Genomic DNA, 17,591 nt, shown 5'->3' on the forward strand with positions numbered 1-17,591 from the left:
AACGCTCGGCTGGGAAACCCCAGCCGAGCGCCTGCATAAACTGCTCGCGGCCTGATCAACACGACCACGTGTTGCGACGACCCCTAGAAACCGCCCTCGGGGTGCCGGGCCCTCCTCACTGCTTACCGACGTGCGTCAGTGGGCGTGACCGTGGCCGTGGCCCGCGGCGGCCGGCTCTTCCTCTTCCTTCTTCTCCACGACCAGGGTCTCGGTCGTGAGCAGCAGGGAGGCGATGGAGGCGGCGTTCTCCAGGGCCGAGCGGGTGACCTTCACCGGGTCGATGACACCGGCCTTGACCAGGTCGCCGTACTCGCCGGTGGCGGCGTTGTAGCCCTGCCCCTTCTCCAGGTCCTTGACCTTGGAGACGATGACGTAGCCCTCCTGGCCGGCGTTCTCGCCGATCCAGCGCAGCGGCTCGACCACGGCGTTGCGGACGACCGCGACACCGGTGGCCTCGTCGCCGGTCTTGTCGAGGTTGCCCTCGAGGACCTTGGAGGCGTGGACCAGGGCGGAGCCACCACCGGAGACGATGCCCTCCTCGACCGCGGCGCGGGTCGCGGAGATGGCGTCCTCCAGACGGTGCTTCTTCTCCTTCAGCTCCACCTCGGTGGCGGCGCCGACCTTGATCACACACACGCCGCCGGCCAGCTTCGCGAGGCGCTCCTGGAGCTTCTCGCGGTCCCAGTCGGAGTCCGTGTTCTCGATCTCGGCCTTGATCTGCGCGACGCGGCCGGTGAGGTCCTCCTGCTTGCCGGCACCCTCGACGATCGTGGTGTCGTCCTTGGTGACGGTGACGCGGCGGGCGGAGCCGAGCACGTCGATGCCGACCTGGTCGAGCTTGAGGCCGACCTCCTCGGAGATGACGGTGGCACCGGTGAGGATGGCCATGTCCTGCAGCATCGCCTTGCGGCGGTCGCCGAAGCCGGGGGCCTTCACCGCGACGGCGTTGAAGGTGCCGCGGATCTTGTTGACGACCAGGGTCGACAGGGCCTCGCCCTCGACGTCCTCGGCGATGATCAGCAGCGGCTTGGAGGAGCCGGCCTGGATGACCTTCTCCAGCAGCGGCAGCAGGTCCTGGATGGAGCTGATCTTGCCCTGGTTGATGAGGATGTACGGGTCGTCGAGGACGGCCTCCATGCGCTCCTGGTCCGTCACGAAGTACGGCGACAGGTAGCCCTTGTCGAAGGCCATGCCCTCGGTGAAGTCCAGCTCCAGACCGAAGGTGTTGGACTCCTCGACGGTGATGACACCGTCCTTGCCGACCTTGTCCATCGCCTCGGCGATGAGCTCGCCGACCTGCTGGTCCTGGGCGGACAGCGCGGCGACGGCGGCGATGTCGGACTTCTCGTCGATCGGGCGGGCCGAGGCGAGCAGCTCGTCGGAGACGGCCTTGACGGCGGCGTCGATGCCCTTCTTCAGGGCGGCAGGGGAGGCGCCGGCGGCGACGTTCTTCAGGCCCTCGCGGACCAGCGCCTGGGCGAGCACGGTGGCGGTGGTGGTGCCGTCACCCGCGATGTCGTTGGTCTTGGTCGCCACCTCCTTCACCAGCTGCGCGCCGAGGTTCTCGTACGGGTCCTCGATCTCGACCTCACGGGCGATCGTGACACCGTCGTTGGTGATGGTGGGAGCGCCGAACTTCTTGTCGATGACGACGTTGCGGCCCCGGGGGCCGATCGTCACCTTCACCGTGTCGGCCAGCTTGTTGACGCCGCGCTCGAGGGCGCGACGGGCGTCCTCGTCGAACTTCAGGATCTTCGCCATGACAGCGGGAGCCCTCTCGGAAATCTGTTGGTGTAAAGACAACTGCGCCCCGGGCGCCCGGCTTCGTTATCGGTCGCGGGGGCCAGGGGCGCAGCTCAGGAGCAGAATGTGCTCGAGGTGATTACTTCTCGATGATCGCGAGCACGTCGCGGGCCGAGAGGACGAGGTACTCCTCGCCGTTGTACTTCACCTCGGTGCCGCCGTACTTGCTGTACAGGACGACGTCGCCGACCTTGACGTCGAGCGGAAGGCGCTCGCCGTTCTCGAAACGGCCCGGGCCCACGGCGAGGACGGCGCCCTCCTGGGGCTTCTCCTTCGCGGTGTCCGGGATGACCAGGCCAGAGGCGGTGGTCTGCTCGGCATCCAGCGGCTGGACCACGATGCGGTCCTCGAGCGGCTTGATGGCAACCTTGGAGCTGGTGGTCGTCACGATCCGACCTCCCCCTTCGGAGATCTCACGGGGTTAACTGTCTGAGGTGGCGACCAGGTCGATCCGTCGTCGCGGGTGCCGGACCTGCCCGTCGCTTTGTTGGCACTCTCCAGGGGGGAGTGCCAGACCCGAGACTATGACCGCAGTTAGCACTCGGTCAAGCGGAGTGCCAATGCCGTGCGGCGCGTCGGCCGACTTCGGCTACGGGCGCGGGCCGGCGAACGGTGCTCGCGGCCGGCTCTCCCCCCGAGCGGGTCACCGGAGCGCCCTACAGATAGTCCTCGAGCCGGCCCACCGTCAGCCCGCTGCGCTGCACCCTGCGCAGTACCCGCGCCGTACGGTCCCGCATGCTGCGGCCCGCCGTCTCGTCCGGGCCGACCAGGATGATGTCGCCGGGGCGAAGGCGGTGTGCGCCACGGGTGTAGACGAGGTCGGCCGGGGTCATCGCGGCGCGCCAGAGGACGACCGCGGAGATGCCGCAGTCGGCCGCCGCGCGCAGCGTGGTGGTGTCGTACGCGCCGTACGGCGGGCGCAGGAGGCGGGGGCGCAGGCCGAGGCGGGCGTCGAGCCTCTCCTGCTGGCCGCAGATCTCGGCGCGCTGCCCGGCATACGGAAGACCGGCCAGGGCGCGGTGGTCGAGGGTGTGGTTCTGGATGCCCGCGCCCAGCCGGTGCAGGCGGGCGAAGGGGCCGTAGCCGGGCCCGGCGACGCTGTCGGTGAGGAACATGCTGACCGGCAGCCGGAGTTCGCGGACCATGTCGGCGAAGCGGGGGTCCTGGTCGGCGCCGTCGTCGTAGGTGAGGAAGACGACCCGGTCGCGGGTGGGGATGTGGTCCACGACCCGGGGCAGCGTGCGGCCCGCGCCGGACGGGGTGAGCGGGAGGGCGCGGGCGGCGGGGCGCGGTGGCCGGGCCAGGGGCTCGGTCAGGCCCCAGCGGCGGTAGCTCTCGCCGGGGGCGGGGCCGTGCGGGCGCACTCCCTCGGCGGCCTTCTTGCCGAGGCGTTCGATGGGGTCGACGGACTGGGCGCAGCCGGCGAGGAGGAGGGCCGAGGCGAGGAGCGCGGCGACGTACCGGCCCGGGTGGCATGCGGAGCCCGCCTTGCCTCGCCCGGCCCCCGGCCTCACAGGTAGTCCTCCAGGCGGGCCACGGCGTAGCCCTCGCGGGTGACCTTGTCCAAGAAGCGGCGCATGTCGTCGACCATCGTGCCGTTCCAGTCGGAGCGGCCGCGGAAATGGGTGAGGACGATGTCCCCGCGGCGCATCTTCTGGTCGTCCTCGCGGTACTCCCAGTGGTCGACGTAGACCTCCTCGTTCCAGATCGGCGCGTACTTGATGCCGCAGGCCTTGGCGGCGACCAGGCTGTCCTGGTTGTAGTTGCCGTACGGGAAGCGCATGACGGTGGGCGCCCTGCCGAACTGCTTCTTCATGACGGCCTGCATGCCGCAGATCTCCTTCTTCTGATCCTCGTACGACAGACCGGGCAGGTAGGGGTGGTGGAGGGTGTGGTTGCCGAGCGTGTGGCCCAGGGACTGCATTCTGCGGAAGTAGGCGTAGTCGTCCTTGATCAGGTAATTGCTGAGGAACGCGGTGTACGGGATCTTCAGGTCCTGCATCATCCGCAGGAAGTGCGGGTCCTTCTCCGAACCGTCGTCGATCGTGAGGAAGACGATCTTCTGCTCGGTCGGGATCGTGGTGAAGACCGGGGGCAGGCCCCAGGCCTCCTGGTGGTCCACCTCGAAGCCGGGCCGGGCGGTGATCTTCGGTTTCTCCGCGGGCGGCGGCGGAGGGGTCAGCGGTACCCCGGCCAGGCCCCAGCGCCTGGCGGCGGCGACCAGGCGGGCGTGTTCGGCGGCCTGGCGGGCCTGGGGGCTCAGGACGTGGCGGCGCGGCGCGGGGGCGGGGCCGCCCAGGCCGGACGCGGGGCCGGGTGCCGGGCGGGTCTCGGCGGAGCCGGCACAGCCGGACAGGAGCGCGGAGCAGGCCAGTACGGCGGCTCCGCAGCCGAGCGCCAGACGACCCGGACGAACCCGATGTTCATCATTTTGTACGACTACGCGCATGGTGCCGGTTATTCCCGGACCGGGCCCCGGAGCCCCGTCCGACACCGCCATCGGAGGCGCACAATCCACCGACTGGCCCACAATGACCCGGTGAACGACCTCGCTCTCCTCCTGACCCCCGAAGGCCGTGCCCTCCTCGACGAGGTCCGCGACACCGCCCCGGCGGACGAACTCGCCGTCGCCACCCGGCTGCGCCGCGACCATCCCGCCGAACTGGTGTCGGCCGCGCTCGGCCAGGCCCTGCTGCGGCAGCGGGCGGCCGCGAAGTTCGGGACCGCGGACGCGGGACGGATGTTCTTCACACCGAACGGGGTCGAGCAGTCGACGCGGACCGGCGTGGCGACGTACCGGGCGCGGCGTTTCAAGGAACTGGGCGTCGGCTCCGTGGCCGACCTGTGCTGCGGGATCGGCGGGGACGCGATCGCATTCGCCCGGGCCGGGATCCGGGTGCTCGCCGTGGACCGGGACCCCCTGACGGCCGCCGTGGCCCGGGCGAACGCCGAGGCACTGGGGCTCGCCGAGCTGATCGAGGTGCGGGAGGCGGACGTCACCGAGGTGGACACGGGCGGGTACGACGCCGTGTTCGTCGACCCTGCCCGGCGCGGCGGACGCGGCCGGGTCTTCGACCCCGAGGCCTACTCCCCGCCCCTGTCCTGGGCGATCGAGACCGCCCGCACGGCACCCCGCGCGGCCCTGAAGGTGGCACCCGGCATTCCGCACGAGGTCGTACCCGACGACGCCGAGGCCGAATGGATCTCGGACGGCGGGGACGTCAAGGAGGCGGTGCTGTGGTTCGGGACCGCGCCGGGGGCGGTGCGCGCCACCCTGCTGCCCGGCCCGCGCACGCTCCACGGCACGGGGCTGCCCGACCCCGGGGTGCGCCCGGTGGGGCACTACCTGTACGAGCCCGACGGCGCCGTCATCCGCGCGCATCTGGTCGCAGAGGTGGCCGAACAGCTGGACGGCGGGCTGATCGACCCCACCATCGCCTACGTCACCGCGGACGAACGGCGCCCGACCCCGTACGCCTCCGCCTACGAGATCACCGACCAACTCCCCTTCAACGTCAAGAAGTTGAAAGCACTGCTGCGCGAGCGGGAGGTCGGCACGCTGACCGTCAAGAAGCGCGGGTCGGCGGTCGAGCCGGAGGAACTGCGCAAGAAGGTCAAGCCGCAGGGCCCGAACGCGGCCACGGTGTTCCTGACCCGGGTGGCCGGGGCGCCCACCATGCTCGTGGGCCGGCCGGCGTAGGACCCGCCGGACAGGCCCCGGGGACTCAGGGCGCCACCTCGTGGGCGCGCCGGAGCAGCAGCTCCCGCTCCTTCTCGTTGCGTGCCAGGCCGGCCGCCCGGACGAACTCCGCGCGGGCCTCGGCGGTGCGCCCGAGGCGGGACAGCAGATCGCCGCGGACGCTGGGCAGCAGGTGGTAGCCGCGCAGGGCCGGTTCGGCGACCAGGGCGTCGACCAGGTCCAGCGCCTCGGCCGGGCCGTCGGCCATGGACACGGCGACCGCGCGGTTCAGCTCGACCACCGGGGACGGGGCACGGGCGGCCAGCAGGCCGTACAGGGTGGCGATGGTGCGCCAGTCGGTCTCCTCGTACGTGTACGCGTGCGCATGGCATGCGGCGATGGCCGCCTGGAGGGCGTACGGGCCCGGGGCGCCGGTCTCCGTGGCGTCGGCGCGCTCCAAGGCGCGGATGCCGCGGGCGACCAGCATGCGGTTCCAGCGGCGGCGGTTCTGGTCCCTGAGGAGGACCGGGGAGCCGTCGGGGCCGGTGCGGGCGGCCGTGCGGGAGGCCTGGAACTCCAGGAGCGCGGTCAGGCCGTGCACCTCCGGCTCCTTCGGCATCAGCCCGGACAGGAGGCGGGCCAGGCGCAGGGCGTCCTCGCACAGCCCCGGGCGCACCAGGTCGTCGCCGGCGGTCGCCGCGTACCCCTCGTTGAAGATCAGGTAGATGACGTCCAGGACGGAGCCGAGGCGGGCCTCGCGGTCGGGGCCGCAGGGCACCTCGAAGGCGACGTTCTTCTTCGCCAGGGTGCGCTTGGCGCGCACGATGCGCTGGGCGATCGTCCGCTCCGGGACGAGCTGGGCACGGGCGATCTCGGCGGTGGAAAGGCCGCCGAGGAGGCGCAGGGTGAGCGCGGTGCGGGCCTCGGGCGACAGCACCGGGTGGCAGGTGGTGAAGACGAGCCGGAGCAGGTCGTCGTCGATGTCGTCCGGGTCGGCGGGCTCGTCGTACGCGGGCGGGGCCGCCTCCAGGTCCCGGCCGATCTCGGCGAGCTTGCGGGCGTAGGTCTCGCGGCGCCGGATCAGGTCCACGGCACGGTGCCGGGCGGTCGCCATGAGCCAGGCGCCGGGGTTGTCGGGCACGCCGTCGCGGGGCCACCGCTCCAGGGCGGCGACCAGCGCGTCCTGCGCCAGCTCCTCGGCGATGCCGACGTCCCGGACGATCCGGGCGACGCCCGCGACGACGCGGGGCGACTCCAGACGGAAGACGGTCTCGATGGCGCGGGCGGCGGGGGCCGGCGCCCCGGGCGCCCGGGCCGCGGTGGGCTGTGGTTCCACAACCCACCATGCAACACCCCCGGCGCCCGGACCGGCAACGACGGTCAGCCCTCGGCGATCTCGCGCACCTCGCACGAGACGGTCCAGTAGTCCTCGTGGACCTTCAGGAACCGCTTGGACCACTCGACGGCCTCGGCCATGTCCTTGCACTGCATGATCGCGTAACCGCCGACGACCTCCTTGGACTCGGTGAACGGCCCGTCGGTGACCGACAGCTTCCCGCCCTCCCAGCGCACCGTGGTGCCCTGCTTGGCGGGGGTCAGCCCGGCGGTCTCCAGCATGACGCCGGCCTTGGTGACCTCCTCGATCAGCCGGCCCATCCGCTGCATCAGCTCCTCGCTGGGGCCTTCGGCGGGGGCGGTGGACTCGTCGATGTGCACGATGGACAGGTAGCGGGGCACGGTGACTCCTCGGATCGGTACGGCGGGGCCTCTCCCCGCCGCTCACCCATGCGTCGAACGGGGCGGACCCGGATCGACACCCCCTCCGGAATTTCTTTCCGGTGCCCGTCCCGCCTCTTTCCCGCCGCCCTCTCCGGTCGCCGAGCCGGTCGGGTCGGCGTGTCCGTCACCGACGTGCGGCTCAGCGCAGCGACGCCCACAGCTCGCTCGCCGCCGGCTCCTTCGCGATCACCCGGTTGTGGTCGGAGGGGGCGGTGACGACCGGCATCATCACCGTCCGCACGTGGCCGGCGGTCAGGCCCTTCAGGCTCTGGCCGAGGCGCATGAGCTCGCCCAGGGAGTCCAGGCCGGTGTCGGTGGTGAGGCCGGCGGTGATCGCGTCGGCGGCCCGGTAGAGCCTGGCCGGGTCGGTGAGCAGCCCGGTGCCGCCCAGCTGCTCCAGCAGGGCCTTCACCAGCGTCTGCTGCAGTCCTATGCGGCCGAGGTCGCTGCCGTCGCCTATGCCGTGCCGGGTGCGGGCGAGGGCGAGGGCCTGCTTGCCGTCGAGGTGGTGCGGGCCGGCCTGCAGATGCAGGTGGCTTTCGTCGTCGTCGATGTTCTGCGTGGTGGTGACGTCGACCCCGCCGAGCGCGTCGACCAGTTCGGCGAAGCCGGAGAAGTCGACCTCGATGTAGTGGTCCATGCGGACGCCGGTGATCGACTCGACGGTCTTCACCGCGCACACCGGTCCGCCCACCGCGTAGGCGCTGTTGAACATCGTGCCGTATGCCACCGACGTCGACCCGCCGGACGCCAGCGGGCAGGATGGGCGGGTGACGAGGGTGTCGCGCGGGATGCTGACGACGGTGGCCCGGGTACGGCCCGCGTCGATGTGCACGACCATCGCCGTGTCCGAGCGGGCGCCGGAGCTGTCGCCGCCGCCGAGCTCCCTGTTCGCCTTGCCGCTGCGCGAGTCCGAGCCGAGGACCAGGATGTTCAGGGCGCCGGCCGGCAGCGGGGAGGCGGCGGCCGAGACCGGTGCGGAGGGGGTGGTCACCGCGCGGGCGGGCCGGTCGTCGCCGAGCGCGCTGTTGATGTCCACGCTCCTGATGTTGTGGTTCAGGTGCCAGTACGCCCAGCCGACGGTGGCCGTGCCCAGCACCAGGGCACCCGCCAGGGCGAGGCCGGCGGCCCTCAGCGCCGCCGGCCGCCGGCCCATCCGTCTGCCCCCGTCGGCGTGCGCCTCGTGTTGCGCCTCGTGTTGCTCCACGTGTCGGGTCACGACAGGAACGTAAGTCCGAATTATTAGGGGACTGTTAGCGCAAGCGGCGCGAGTCGGTTTTCTTCGGGAATTCTCATCCGGGCCACACCGGGGCACCGGGCTGCCGCTGCGTCAACTTCCGGCGCAGGCAGCTCATGCGCTCGCGGGCGCCGCCGAACTCGAGCGGACCACAAGGCTGGTGGCCAGTTCCATCCGGGTCGCCGCCCGTTCCTCCCCCGCCCGGCCCAGTTCCAGCACCAGCCGGGCCGCCGCCTCGGCCATCTCGGTCAGCGGCTGCCGTACGGTCGTCAGCGGCGGGCCGACCCAGCGGGCCACCGGCAGATCGTCGAAGCCGACCACGCTCAGGTCCTCCGGGATGCGCAGGCCCAGCTCACGAGCGGCCTCGTACAGGCCGAGCGCCTGCAGGTCGTTGCCCGCGAAGACGGCCGTCGGCCGGTCGGGGCGGCGCAGCAGTTCGAGGCCCAGGCGGTAACCGGAGTCGTGATGGAAGTCGCCGGCGGCGACCAGCGAGGGGTCGACGGGCAGACCGGCCGTCTCCAGCGCGGCACGGTAGCCGTCCAGGCGGGCCCGGCTGCACATCATCCGGGACGGACCGGTGATCGCGCCGATCCGGGTGTGGCCGAGTTCGACCAGATGGCGGGTGGCGGCAAGGCCGCCCTGCCAGTTGGTGGCGCCGATGGACGGCACGTCCGGACCCGGGTCGCCGGCCGGGTCCATCACCACGAACGGGATGGACCGGCTCGTCAGCAGCGCCCGCTGGGCCTCGTCGAGCCCGGACAGCACCAGCACCACGCCGTGCGGGCGGCGGGCGGCCACCTGGTCGGCCCAGGTGCGTCCCGGGGTGAGCCGGCCGGCCGACTCCGACAGCACGACGCTCAGCCCGGCTTCCCTGGCCACGTTCTCCACACCCCGGATCACCTCCAGCGCCCAGGCGCTCTCCAGCTCGTGGAAGACCAGGTCGATCAGGGGCGAACGGGACGCCTCGGCGCGCCGGCGCCGGTAGCCGTGAGCACGCAGCAGCTCCTCGACGCGGGTGCGCGTCAACGGGGCGACATCGGCGCGGCCGTTGAGCACCTTCGAAACAGTCGGAGCCGACACCCCGGCCTCACGGGCGATCTCGGCGAGGGTCGCTGTCTGCGTTCCTGCGGGCTTCGAGGGCTTCATGCCGGCGATCGTATCCCCGCCAGCCCCCTTGAGACAGGTCTGTGCGCGTGGAGGGCGCCGGAACATTCGTTATTTGCTTCGAAACATTCGCAGACGCTGCTGTTCTGATTGAACCTCAGGGGCCGGGTGGAACGTATGGAGGCACGGCGGATGCACAAGGAACCGCATTCCGCAAGACCCGTGACTCGGGCGTTCAGGCTGCGTTCATGCTGCCCCTGGCAGGGTCGGGCCCCGAGTGATCACCCCCCACCTTGCAGGAGCACCTTTGCCCACGACCAAGTCCGTCATGAAGAAACTGCCCGAAGTCACCCTCGCGTTCTGGATCATGAAGATCGCGGCGACGACCCTGGGCGAGACGGCCGGCGACCTGTTCGCCCAGACCCTCAAGCTCGGCTACTTCCTCACCACCATCGCCCTGTTCCTGGTCTTCGTGGTGACACTGGTGGTCCAGCTGCGCTCGGCGCGCTACAACCCGTTCTTCTACTGGACCGTGATCCTGTCCACCTCCATGGCGGGCACCACCATGTCCGACTTCATGAACCGGGACGCCAGCGCGAAGTACCTTTCGAGCGGCGCGACCCGGCTGGGCTGGGGCCCGCAGGGGCTCGGGCTCGGCTACCCGGAGGGCGCCGCGATCCTGATCTCGATCCTGCTGCTGATCTTCCTCGGCTGGAAGCTGAGCGGGATGACGTTCCAGATCACCGAGATCGTCACCTTCCGGGGCGAGGCCCTGTTCTGGTCGGCCATCCTGGTCTCCAACACGCTCGGCACCTCGATGGGCGACTTCCTGTCCGACAGTTCGGGCCTGGGCTATCTGGGCGGCGCGGCCCTGGTGACCGGCGTCCTGCTCGTCCTCGTCGCCCTGATGAAGGTGCCGGCGGTGCCGAACGTCCTGCTCTTCTGGATCGCGTTCGTGCTGACCCGCCCACTGGGCGCCACAGCCGGTGACCTCCTGACCAAGCCGGTCGCCAAGGGCGGCCTGGACCTGGGTACGGCCGGTTCCTCGGCGGTGCTGCTGGCGGTGCTGTTCGGCCTGATGGCGTACGCGCAGATCAAGGAGCGGCGGGCGGCGACGGCCACCGCGGTCCTGGGCCCCGAGGCGGATGCGGTCCAGCCGCAGCACACGGGACGCCCGTAACGGCGAAACCCGCCTCCGGAGACCGGAGGCGGGTTTCGAGTGGAGCGCCGGGCAGGCCTTGCACCTGCATCTCCCCGCAGGAAGCGGGGCGTCTTTCCTTGGACCACCAACGCACTGCGCCCGAGCCGGTTTTCCGGCCGTTCGCTGTGTGATGATCATAGCCCAGTGCGGCCGCACACCACAACTTCAGCCGTCGGCCACCGACTCGAATCGCCACCGGTGCACGGCTCGGGTCACCAACGCGCCGTCCGGCTCCGGAAGTTCCGGCAGCTCCGCGTCGTACGGCGCGTCCCACCACGTGATGACCAGCACCCGGTCCTGCGGCGCACGGAAGGTCTCGCGCCGCACGGGGCGCGCCGACAGCGCCTGTTCACGTGCCCAGGCCAGCAGCTCCGCACCCCGGCCCGAGGCCGCCCGGGCCTCCCACATCAGCGCGACCGTCACGGGTACAGGTTCTCCTTGCTGACCTCGTGCACATGGTCGTGGTTGCCCGGGACGTGCGGCTCCGTGACCGGCAGGGAGGAGTCGGCCGACAGGTCCCAGCCGGAGGCGGACCGGTTCCGGGCGACCATCTCGGCGCCGAGCGCGGCCACCATCGCGCCGTTGTCCGTGCACAGCTTGGGACGCGGGACGCGCAGCCGGATGCCGGCCGCCTCGCAGCGCTCCTGGGCGAGCGCACGCAGCCTGGAGTTGGCCGCGACACCGCCGCCGATCATCAGGTGGTCGACGCCCTCGTCCTTGCAGGCGCGGACGGCCTTGCGGGTCAGGACGTCGACGACGGCCTCCTGGAAGGAGGCGGCCACGTCCCGGACCGGGACCTCCTCGCCGGCCGCGCGCCTGGCCTCGATCCAGCGGGCCACGGCCGTCTTCAGACCGGAGAAGGAGAAGTCGTACGCCGGGTCGCGGGGGCCGGTCAGACCGCGCGGGAAGGCGATCGCCCCGGGGTCGCCCTCGCGCGCGTACCGGTCGATGACCGGACCACCGGGGAAGCCCAGGTTCAGCACCCGCGCGATCTTGTCGAACGCCTCGCCGGCCGCGTCGTCGATGGTCGAGCCCATCGGGCGTACGTCGGAGGTGATGTCCGTCGACAGCAGCAGGGACGAGTGGCCGCCGGAGACCAGCAGGGCCATGGTCGGCTCGGGCAGCGGGCCGTGCTCCAGCTGGTCGACGCAGATGTGCGAGGCGAGGTGGTTCACGCCGTACAGGGGCTTGCCCAGGGCGTAGGCGTACGCCTTGGCGGCCGAGACACCGACGAGGAGGGCACCCGCGAGGCCGGGACCGGCGGTGACGGCGATGCCGTCGAGGTCCTTCGCCGAGACGCCCGCATCCTTCAGCGCGCGGTCGATGGTCGGGACCATCGCCTCCAGGTGCGCGCGGGAGGCCACCTCCGGAACGACACCGCCGAAGCGGGCGTGCTCGTCGACGCTGGAGGCGACGGCGTCCGCCAGCAAGGTGGTGCCGCGGACGATGCCGACGCCGGTCTCGTCGCAAGAGGTCTCGATGCCGAGGACGAGGGGTTCGTCAGTCATTGCTCTCGGTTTCTCGTGCGGAGGGGGCACCCGCGGCGGGGCCGCTGTGGGATTCGGTGGTCAGACGCATGACCAGGGCGTCCACATTGCCCGGCTGGTAGTAGCCGCGCCTGAAGCCGATGGGTTCGAAGCCGAAGCGCTCGTAGAGCTTCTGGGCGCGGACGTTGTCGACCCGGCACTCCAGCAGCACCTCGTGGCACTCGAAGGCGGTCGCCGCGCGCAGCAGCTCGGCCAGCAGCCGCGCGCCGAGACCGGTGCCCTGGTGGCCGCGGGCGACGGCGATGGTCTGCACGTCCGCCTGGTCTCCGGAGGAGGCGAGGCCCGCGTATCCGACGATCCTGGGGGTGCCGTCCGTCTCGTCCTCGGCCACGAGGTAGCGCCGGGTCGCCTCGGCGCCCCGGGAGTGGGCCAGCTCCGACCAGAACATGCCCCGCGACCAGGTGTCCTCGGGGAACAGGTCCTTCTCCAGCTCCAGGACCGGGTCGATGTCCCACCAGCGCATCTCGCGCATGCGTACGGTCACTTCGGGGTGACCACCTTGTAGTTCTTGGGGACCTGGGCGTCCGGACGCCGCAGATACAGCGGCCGGGGTGCCGGCAGCTCCTCGCCCGCGGCCAGCTTCTCGGCGGCGAGCGAGGCGAGGGCGGCGGCGGAGACGTGCTCGGGCTCGTGGGCACCGGGGAACGTGCCGGGGTAGAGCAGCGCGCCGCCGCCGACCGCCGGGAGGCCCTCGACCTGCTCGGCGATGTCGGCCGGCCGGTCGACGGCCGGGTCGGTCAGCCGGGTCCGGGAGTCGGCGTACTTCGCCCAGTAGACCTCCTTGCGCCGGGCGTCGGTCGCCACGACGAAGGGGCCCGTCTCGATGTCGGCGGCGTAGGCGAGGCCGTCCAGCGTGCACACGCCGTGCACCGGCACGCCGAGCGCGAGGCCGAAGGTGTCGGCGGTCATCAGGCCGACGCGCAGACCGGTGTAGGGGCCGGGCCCGATGCCGACGACGATGCCCGTGACGGCGTCCAGCCCGAGGCCGGACTCGGCGAGGACGCGGTCGACGGCCGGCAGCAGCAGCTCTCCGTGCCGGCGCGCGTCCACCTGACTCGACGAGGCGACGACGTCCGTGCCGTCGTGCAGCGCGACGGTGACGGCGGGTGTTGCGGTATCCAGAGCGAGCAAGAGCACGCGAACAGCCTACGGCGCCCGCGCCGCCCGCATCGCCGTCCGGGTCGTACGGTCACTGACTGCTACGGTTCGTACGAAGTACGACATATGGCGAGGCGGAGGTGAGCGCACGTGGCAGGGACCAGCTCGGGGATCGTGGCGGGCCTCACCGCGGTGGCCCTCGGTGCCGTCGGCTTCCTCGCCTACCAGGCCCACGCCAACGTACCGGCGAGCCTGGGCAGGCCCGGCCCGAACGCCTCGCCCTCGGTGAGCGCCGCCAAGGCCCACCGGGACCGGCACGATCCGACGGCCCTGCCGGGCGGGTCCGGCACGGGTGAACGGGTCGTGTACTCGGTGGACGACAACCGGGTCTGGCTGGTCGACCCGGGCAACCGGGTGGAGCGCTCCTTCAAGGTCGCACCGGGCACCATGGACCCGCCGCTGGGCTCCTACTGGGTCACCTCCCGCTCGAACGCGACCACCGGCACGGACGGCGCTCCCGTCGAGCACGTGGTCAGGTTCACCAGCGTGGACGGGCTGGCGATCGGCTTCAGCGCGGCGGTGGGAAACGCTCCGGACACCGCGGCCGGCCCGAACGTGCGCACCGGCGGGATCCGGGAGACCCGGGCCGACGGGGAGGCCATGTGGGAGTTCGCGACGATCGGGGTGAAGGTGGTCGTGATCCGCTAGTGCTGCGACCACCCGGCGGACGGCCACGCCCTGCCGTCCGGTGTGTGCGGTGGCGTCCCGGCCGGTCGCGCCCACGCCGCCACCGCCGCGTCCCCGGCACCGCGCCGCGCTCCTTCGAGGCGCTCCTGCGGGGCCCTCGGCGGGCAGGACACCGCCTGTGCCGCCGCACAGGACGCCAGCAGGTCACGCATGGACACCCCAGTGGTACCGGGCAGGGTCATCGACGCCTCCTGACGTGCGGGGGCGGGCGTGGTTAGGCACGCCTAACCACGGGCTGGACACCATGTGACCACGCCCGGGACGTCCTGCGCAATATCTTGCCGACGGCCTGTCGGAATCCTGGCGCTCAGGCCGTGAGCGTCTCCAGGCGGGCGTCGGCCCACCGCTCGCCCTGTCCCGTCAGGGTGACGTGCCGGACCTCGTCCCTGGTGTCCCCGACGGCGCGGTGGATGACGACCTGGAGCCGGTCCTCGGTCAGCTCCTCGACCTTGCCCTCGCCCCACTCCACGACGATCACCGAGTCGGGCAGCGAGACGTCGAGGTCCAGGTCCTCCATCTCGTCCAGGCCGCCGGAGAGCCGGTAGGCGTCCACGTGGACCAGGGGCGGGCCGTCGCCCAGGGAGGGGTGCACCCGGGCGATCACGAAGGTCGGTGAGGTGACCGCGCCGCGCACGCCGAGTCCCTCGCCGAGCCCGCGGGTCAGCGTGGTCTTGCCCGCGCCGAGCTCACCGCTGAGCATCACCAGGTCACCCGCGCGCAGCAGCTTGGCCAGCCGGCGGCCCAGCTCCCGCATCTGCTCGGGCGAGGTGATCGTCAGCCAGGTCTCAGCGGGGTCCTGCGTTGCTGCTGGTGCTTCCATAGCCCATAACCGTAGCTCCTGCGGGCACCGCGCCGGCCCGGGTGAGCAGGTCGGCGAGGCGGTCGGTGACCACTTCGGGGTGCTCCAGCATCACCAGGTGCCCGGCGTCCGGGACGAGGACCAGCTCGGCCTCGGGCAGCAGGTCGGCGATGGCCTCACTGTGCTCGCTGGGCGTGACCAGGTCCCGGACGCCGGCCAGCACCAGCACCGGCATGTCCCGGAAGCAGGCGAGCGCCTCGGTCTTGTCGTGGTCGGTGAACGCCGGGTAGAACTCGGCGACCACGTCGATCGGCGTGGACTCGATCATCCGCTCCGCGAACCGCTCGACGGCCGGGTCCACGTCCCGTCCCGCGAACGAGTACCGCTTGATGATCCCGGCGAACAGGTCGGCGGTGGCCCGGCGCCCCTTCTCCACCAGCTCCGCCTGCTGCCCGAGCGCCTTCAGCACCCCGGGCAGGATCCGGCGCACCGCGTTGACGCCGGCGACGGGCAGCCCGAAGTTGACCTCGCCGAGCCGCCCGGACGACGTACCGACCAAGGCGGTGGCGACGACCCGCTCCTGGATCAGCTCGGGGAAGTGGGCGGCGAGCGCCATGATCGTCATCCCGCCCATCGAATGGCCGACCAGCACGATCGGGCCCTCGGGTACGGCGGCGTCGAGGACGGCCTTCAGATCGCGGCCGAGCTGGTCGATGGTGAGCGGCACCCGGTCCCTGGTCTGGGCCATGCCCCGCCCGGAGCGGCCGTGACTGCGCTGGTCCCAGTGCACGGTCCGCACGACCCCGCGCAGAGCCGCACGCTGGAAGTGCCAGGAGTCCTGGCTGAGGCAGTAGCCGTGGCAGAAGACGACGGTGACCGGGGCGGGCGCCTTGCGGCCGAACAGCCGGCGCCGGCGCGGTGAGACGTTCGGCCCCGGATCGGGGTCGGCCTCGTCGACCTCGTAGTACAGCTCGGTGCCGTCGTCGGAGACGGCCTTGCCCGGGGTGCCGCGCAGGGTGCCGTAGGGTCCGGCGGAGTCCAGCGCCAGCCGGGCCTTCCTGCGCATGCCGCGCCCGACGGTCATCCGCTCGACGGCGACGCCGGCCGCGGCGCCCGCGGCGAGCACGCCTATCGCGGCACCGGCGATGCCGGTCGCCCTGCGCCAGCTGCCGGCCGCCCCCGCGGCGGAGGCGGCGGCCGCCGAGGCGACGACGTCCGCCACGGCCTCCGCACTGCTCTCGCTCACGTACCGCTCCTCTTCGCCGTACTGCAGTTCGCTGGGTGAGGTGAAACAGACGGTGCCGCCGTGCGTGACCCCGTCGCTGACACAGATGGTGCCTGTGAGCTGCCGTTTACCGGTATGACCCCTGTTACAGACGAGCCGCCCGATTCGGGCGGCCGTTTCTCGAACCGGTTACCCGAGTTCTTCCCCGTTCACATAGACGCGAGGAACCCGGATTCCGATGCGCGTGACGATTTCGTACGCGATCGTGCCGCAGGCCTGCGCCCAGTCCTCGGCGGTGGGCTCACCGCGGTCGCCGGGCCCGAACAGCACGGCCTCGCTGCCCACCGGGGGCTCGTCCCCGCCGAGGTCCACCACGAACTGGTCCATGGCGACCCGCCCGGCGACCGTGCGCCACTTGCCGTCGACCAGCACGGGGCCGGTGCCGGAGGCGTGCCGGGGGATGCCGTCCGCGTAGCCGACGGGGACGAGGCCGAGGGTGGTGTCGCCGGGGGTGACGTAGTGGTGGCCGTAGCTGACGCCGTGTCCGCCGGGGACGTGCTTGACCAGGGCCAGCGAGGCGCTGAGCGTCATCACCGGGCGCAGCCCGAAGTCGGCCGGGGTGCCCAGCTCGGGGCTGGGCGAGATGCCGTACATCGCGATGCCGGTACGGACGAGGTCGAAGTGGGTCTCGGGAAGGGTGAGCGTGGCGGGCGAGTTGGCGATGTGCCGCACCTCCGGGCGCACGCCCTGCTCCTCGGCGTACGCCAGCATCTCCCGGAACCGGTCGAGCTGGGCGGCGATGGAGGGATGCCCGGGCTCGTCGGCACAGGCGAAGTGCGACCACAGCCCGGTGATCTCGACCAGCCCCCCGGCCTCGGCGCGCAGAGCCTCCCGGACCAGCTCGGGCCAGTCCCCCGGCTGGCAGCCGTTGCGGCCGAGCCCGGTGTCGGCCTTGAGCTGCACACGGGCGGCCCGGCCCGCCTCCCGGGCGGCCCCGACGACCTCCCGCAGCGCCCACATACCGCTCACGGACACGTCGATGTCGGCCTCGATCGCCTGCCGCCAAGGGCCGCCCGGCGCCCACAGCCAGCACAGGATGCGGCCCGGCAGCCCGGCCGCGCGCAGGGCGAGGGCCTCCTCGGGCGTGGCCGTGCCGAGCCAGGTCGCGCCCGCCGCCAGGGCGGCGCGGGCACACGGCAGCGCCCCGTGGCCGTAACCGTCGGACTTGACCACGGCCATCAGGGCCGCGCCCGGCGTCCGGGCACGCAGGGCGCGCACATTGGCCCGCAGGGCGCCCAGATCGATCTCGGCGCGGGCGCGCAGGGGGGCGGTCGGCACAGTCGCAGTCTCACTCATCGCGCCCCCAGTCTCT

Annotated in this window: 18 protein-coding genes; 3 read left to right on the top strand and 15 right to left on the bottom strand. The window is 72.0% G+C overall.

The features are described 5' to 3' along the window. Positions 1–135 precede the first annotated feature (135 nt). The 4 genes from groL to ABZ919_RS40030 all read right to left on the bottom strand — a co-directional run bounded on the left by groL (position 136) and on the right by ABZ919_RS40030 (position 4,252). Positions 136–1,761 (bottom strand): chaperonin GroEL, encoded by a 1,626-nt coding sequence (gene groL, locus ABZ919_RS40015; protein ID WP_361258772.1) that lies wholly within the window; start codon positions 1,759–1,761, stop codon positions 136–138. A gap of 121 nt (positions 1,762–1,882) precedes the next feature. Further along, positions 1,883–2,191 carry a co-chaperone GroES gene (gene groES, locus ABZ919_RS40020; RefSeq protein ID WP_020132158.1) on the bottom strand — a complete coding sequence of 103 codons (309 nt, stop codon included), beginning with the start codon at positions 2,189–2,191 and terminating at the stop codon, positions 1,883–1,885. A 268-nt stretch (positions 2,192–2,459) separates the two neighbouring features. After that, positions 2,460–3,317: a polysaccharide deacetylase family protein gene (locus ABZ919_RS40025; RefSeq protein ID WP_361258777.1), complete on the bottom strand. Its 858-nt coding sequence runs from the start codon at positions 3,315–3,317 to the stop codon at positions 2,460–2,462. After that, a complete protein-coding gene (locus tag ABZ919_RS40030; RefSeq protein ID WP_361258780.1) occupies positions 3,314–4,252 on the bottom strand; it encodes a polysaccharide deacetylase family protein in 939 nt (312 codons plus the stop codon). Before ABZ919_RS40030 ends, ABZ919_RS40025 begins: the two co-directional genes overlap by 4 nt. 90 nt (positions 4,253–4,342) lie before the next feature. On the opposite strand from ABZ919_RS40030, the gene ABZ919_RS40035 reads away from it, so the two are divergent. After that, entirely contained in the window at positions 4,343–5,503 is a 1,161-nt protein-coding gene (locus tag ABZ919_RS40035) for a class I SAM-dependent methyltransferase (protein ID WP_361258783.1), read from the top strand. Positions 5,504–5,528: 25 nt separating this feature from the next. Here ABZ919_RS40035 and ABZ919_RS40040 read toward each other — a convergent pair whose 3' ends face one another. From ABZ919_RS40040 to ABZ919_RS40055, 4 genes are all read right to left on the bottom strand, one after another. After that, positions 5,529–6,818 carry an RNA polymerase sigma factor gene (locus tag ABZ919_RS40040; protein ID WP_361258786.1) on the bottom strand — a complete coding sequence of 430 codons (1,290 nt, stop codon included), beginning with the start codon at positions 6,816–6,818 and terminating at the stop codon, positions 5,529–5,531. Between the two features lie 44 nt (positions 6,819–6,862). After that, a complete protein-coding gene (locus ABZ919_RS40045) occupies positions 6,863–7,219 on the bottom strand; it encodes a YciI family protein (RefSeq protein ID WP_361258789.1) in 357 nt (118 codons plus the stop codon). A 181-nt stretch (positions 7,220–7,400) separates the two neighbouring features. Beyond that, entirely contained in the window at positions 7,401–8,417 is a 1,017-nt protein-coding gene (locus ABZ919_RS40050; RefSeq protein WP_361258851.1) for an LCP family protein, read from the bottom strand. A gap of 195 nt (positions 8,418–8,612) precedes the next feature. Then, positions 8,613–9,644: a LacI family DNA-binding transcriptional regulator gene (locus ABZ919_RS40055; protein ID WP_361258792.1), complete on the bottom strand. Its 1,032-nt coding sequence runs from the start codon at positions 9,642–9,644 to the stop codon at positions 8,613–8,615. Between the two features lie 265 nt (positions 9,645–9,909). Here ABZ919_RS40055 and ABZ919_RS40060 point away from each other — a divergent pair, with 265 nt between their 5' ends. Beyond that, positions 9,910–10,782: a hypothetical protein gene (locus tag ABZ919_RS40060; protein WP_361258795.1), complete on the top strand. Its 873-nt coding sequence runs from the start codon at positions 9,910–9,912 to the stop codon at positions 10,780–10,782. Positions 10,783–10,968: 186 nt separating this feature from the next. On the opposite strand, the gene ABZ919_RS40065 is transcribed toward ABZ919_RS40060, so the two are convergent. From ABZ919_RS40065 to tsaB, 4 genes are read right to left on the bottom strand one after another with little or no spacing between them, the layout of a single operon-like run. Then, complete coding sequence (locus ABZ919_RS40065; protein WP_361258798.1) at positions 10,969–11,226, bottom strand: hypothetical protein; 258 nt, start codon at positions 11,224–11,226, stop codon at positions 10,969–10,971. Further along, positions 11,223–12,311, bottom strand: coding sequence for a tRNA (adenosine(37)-N6)-threonylcarbamoyltransferase complex transferase subunit TsaD (gene tsaD, locus ABZ919_RS40070; protein WP_361258801.1), 1,089 nt, complete (start codon positions 12,309–12,311; stop codon positions 11,223–11,225). The genes ABZ919_RS40065 and tsaD overlap by 4 nt, the downstream gene beginning before the upstream one ends. Further along, entirely contained in the window at positions 12,304–12,813 is a 510-nt protein-coding gene (gene rimI, locus ABZ919_RS40075) for a ribosomal protein S18-alanine N-acetyltransferase (RefSeq protein WP_361258854.1), read from the bottom strand. The genes tsaD and rimI overlap by 8 nt, the downstream gene beginning before the upstream one ends. A gap of 17 nt (positions 12,814–12,830) precedes the next feature. Further along, complete coding sequence (gene tsaB, locus ABZ919_RS40080; protein ID WP_361258804.1) at positions 12,831–13,487, bottom strand: tRNA (adenosine(37)-N6)-threonylcarbamoyltransferase complex dimerization subunit type 1 TsaB; 657 nt, start codon at positions 13,485–13,487, stop codon at positions 12,831–12,833. A 111-nt stretch (positions 13,488–13,598) separates the two neighbouring features. Here tsaB and ABZ919_RS40085 point away from each other — a divergent pair, with 111 nt between their 5' ends. Beyond that, a complete protein-coding gene (locus tag ABZ919_RS40085; RefSeq protein ID WP_361258807.1) occupies positions 13,599–14,156 on the top strand; it encodes a hypothetical protein in 558 nt (185 codons plus the stop codon). Between the two features lie 346 nt (positions 14,157–14,502). Here ABZ919_RS40085 and tsaE read toward each other — a convergent pair whose 3' ends face one another. The 3 genes from tsaE to alr form a co-directional block, all read right to left on the bottom strand. Further along, complete coding sequence (gene tsaE, locus ABZ919_RS40090; protein ID WP_361258809.1) at positions 14,503–15,015, bottom strand: tRNA (adenosine(37)-N6)-threonylcarbamoyltransferase complex ATPase subunit type 1 TsaE; 513 nt, start codon at positions 15,013–15,015, stop codon at positions 14,503–14,505. After that, positions 14,981–16,240, bottom strand: a complete 1,260-nt coding sequence (locus ABZ919_RS40095; protein ID WP_361258812.1) for an alpha/beta hydrolase — start codon at positions 16,238–16,240, stop codon at positions 14,981–14,983. Before ABZ919_RS40095 ends, tsaE begins: the two co-directional genes overlap by 35 nt. A gap of 168 nt (positions 16,241–16,408) precedes the next feature. Further along, complete coding sequence (alr, locus tag ABZ919_RS40100; RefSeq protein WP_361258815.1) at positions 16,409–17,575, bottom strand: alanine racemase; 1,167 nt, start codon at positions 17,573–17,575, stop codon at positions 16,409–16,411. Positions 17,576–17,591 lie beyond the last annotated feature (16 nt).

The organism is Streptomyces sp. NPDC046759 (assembly GCF_040645475.1).
Classification (GTDB): Bacteria; Actinomycetota; Actinomycetes; order Streptomycetales; family Streptomycetaceae; genus Streptomyces.

Bases quoted from the DNA above. Each gene is read 5' to 3' on its own strand.
- ABZ919_RS40055 (WP_361258792.1), bottom strand. From the start codon at position 9,644: ATGAAGCCCTCGAAGCCCGCAGGAACGCAGACAGCGACCCTCGCCGAG.
- tsaE (WP_361258809.1), bottom strand. From the start codon at position 15,015: ATGGAAGCACCAGCAGCAACGCAGGACCCCGCTGAGACCTGGCTGACG.
- alr (WP_361258815.1), bottom strand. From the start codon at position 17,575: ATGAGTGAGACTGCGACTGTGCCGACCGCCCCCCTGCGCGCCCGCGCC.
- ABZ919_RS40030 (WP_361258780.1), bottom strand. From the start codon at position 4,252: ATGCGCGTAGTCGTACAAAATGATGAACATCGGGTTCGTCCGGGTCGT.
- ABZ919_RS40050 (WP_361258851.1), bottom strand. From the start codon at position 8,417: ATGGGCCGGCGGCCGGCGGCGCTGAGGGCCGCCGGCCTCGCCCTGGCG.
- rimI (WP_361258854.1), bottom strand. From the start codon at position 12,813: ATGCGCTGGTGGGACATCGACCCGGTCCTGGAGCTGGAGAAGGACCTG.
- groL (WP_361258772.1), bottom strand. From the start codon at position 1,761: ATGGCGAAGATCCTGAAGTTCGACGAGGACGCCCGTCGCGCCCTCGAG.
- tsaD (WP_361258801.1), bottom strand. From the start codon at position 12,311: ATGACTGACGAACCCCTCGTCCTCGGCATCGAGACCTCTTGCGACGAG.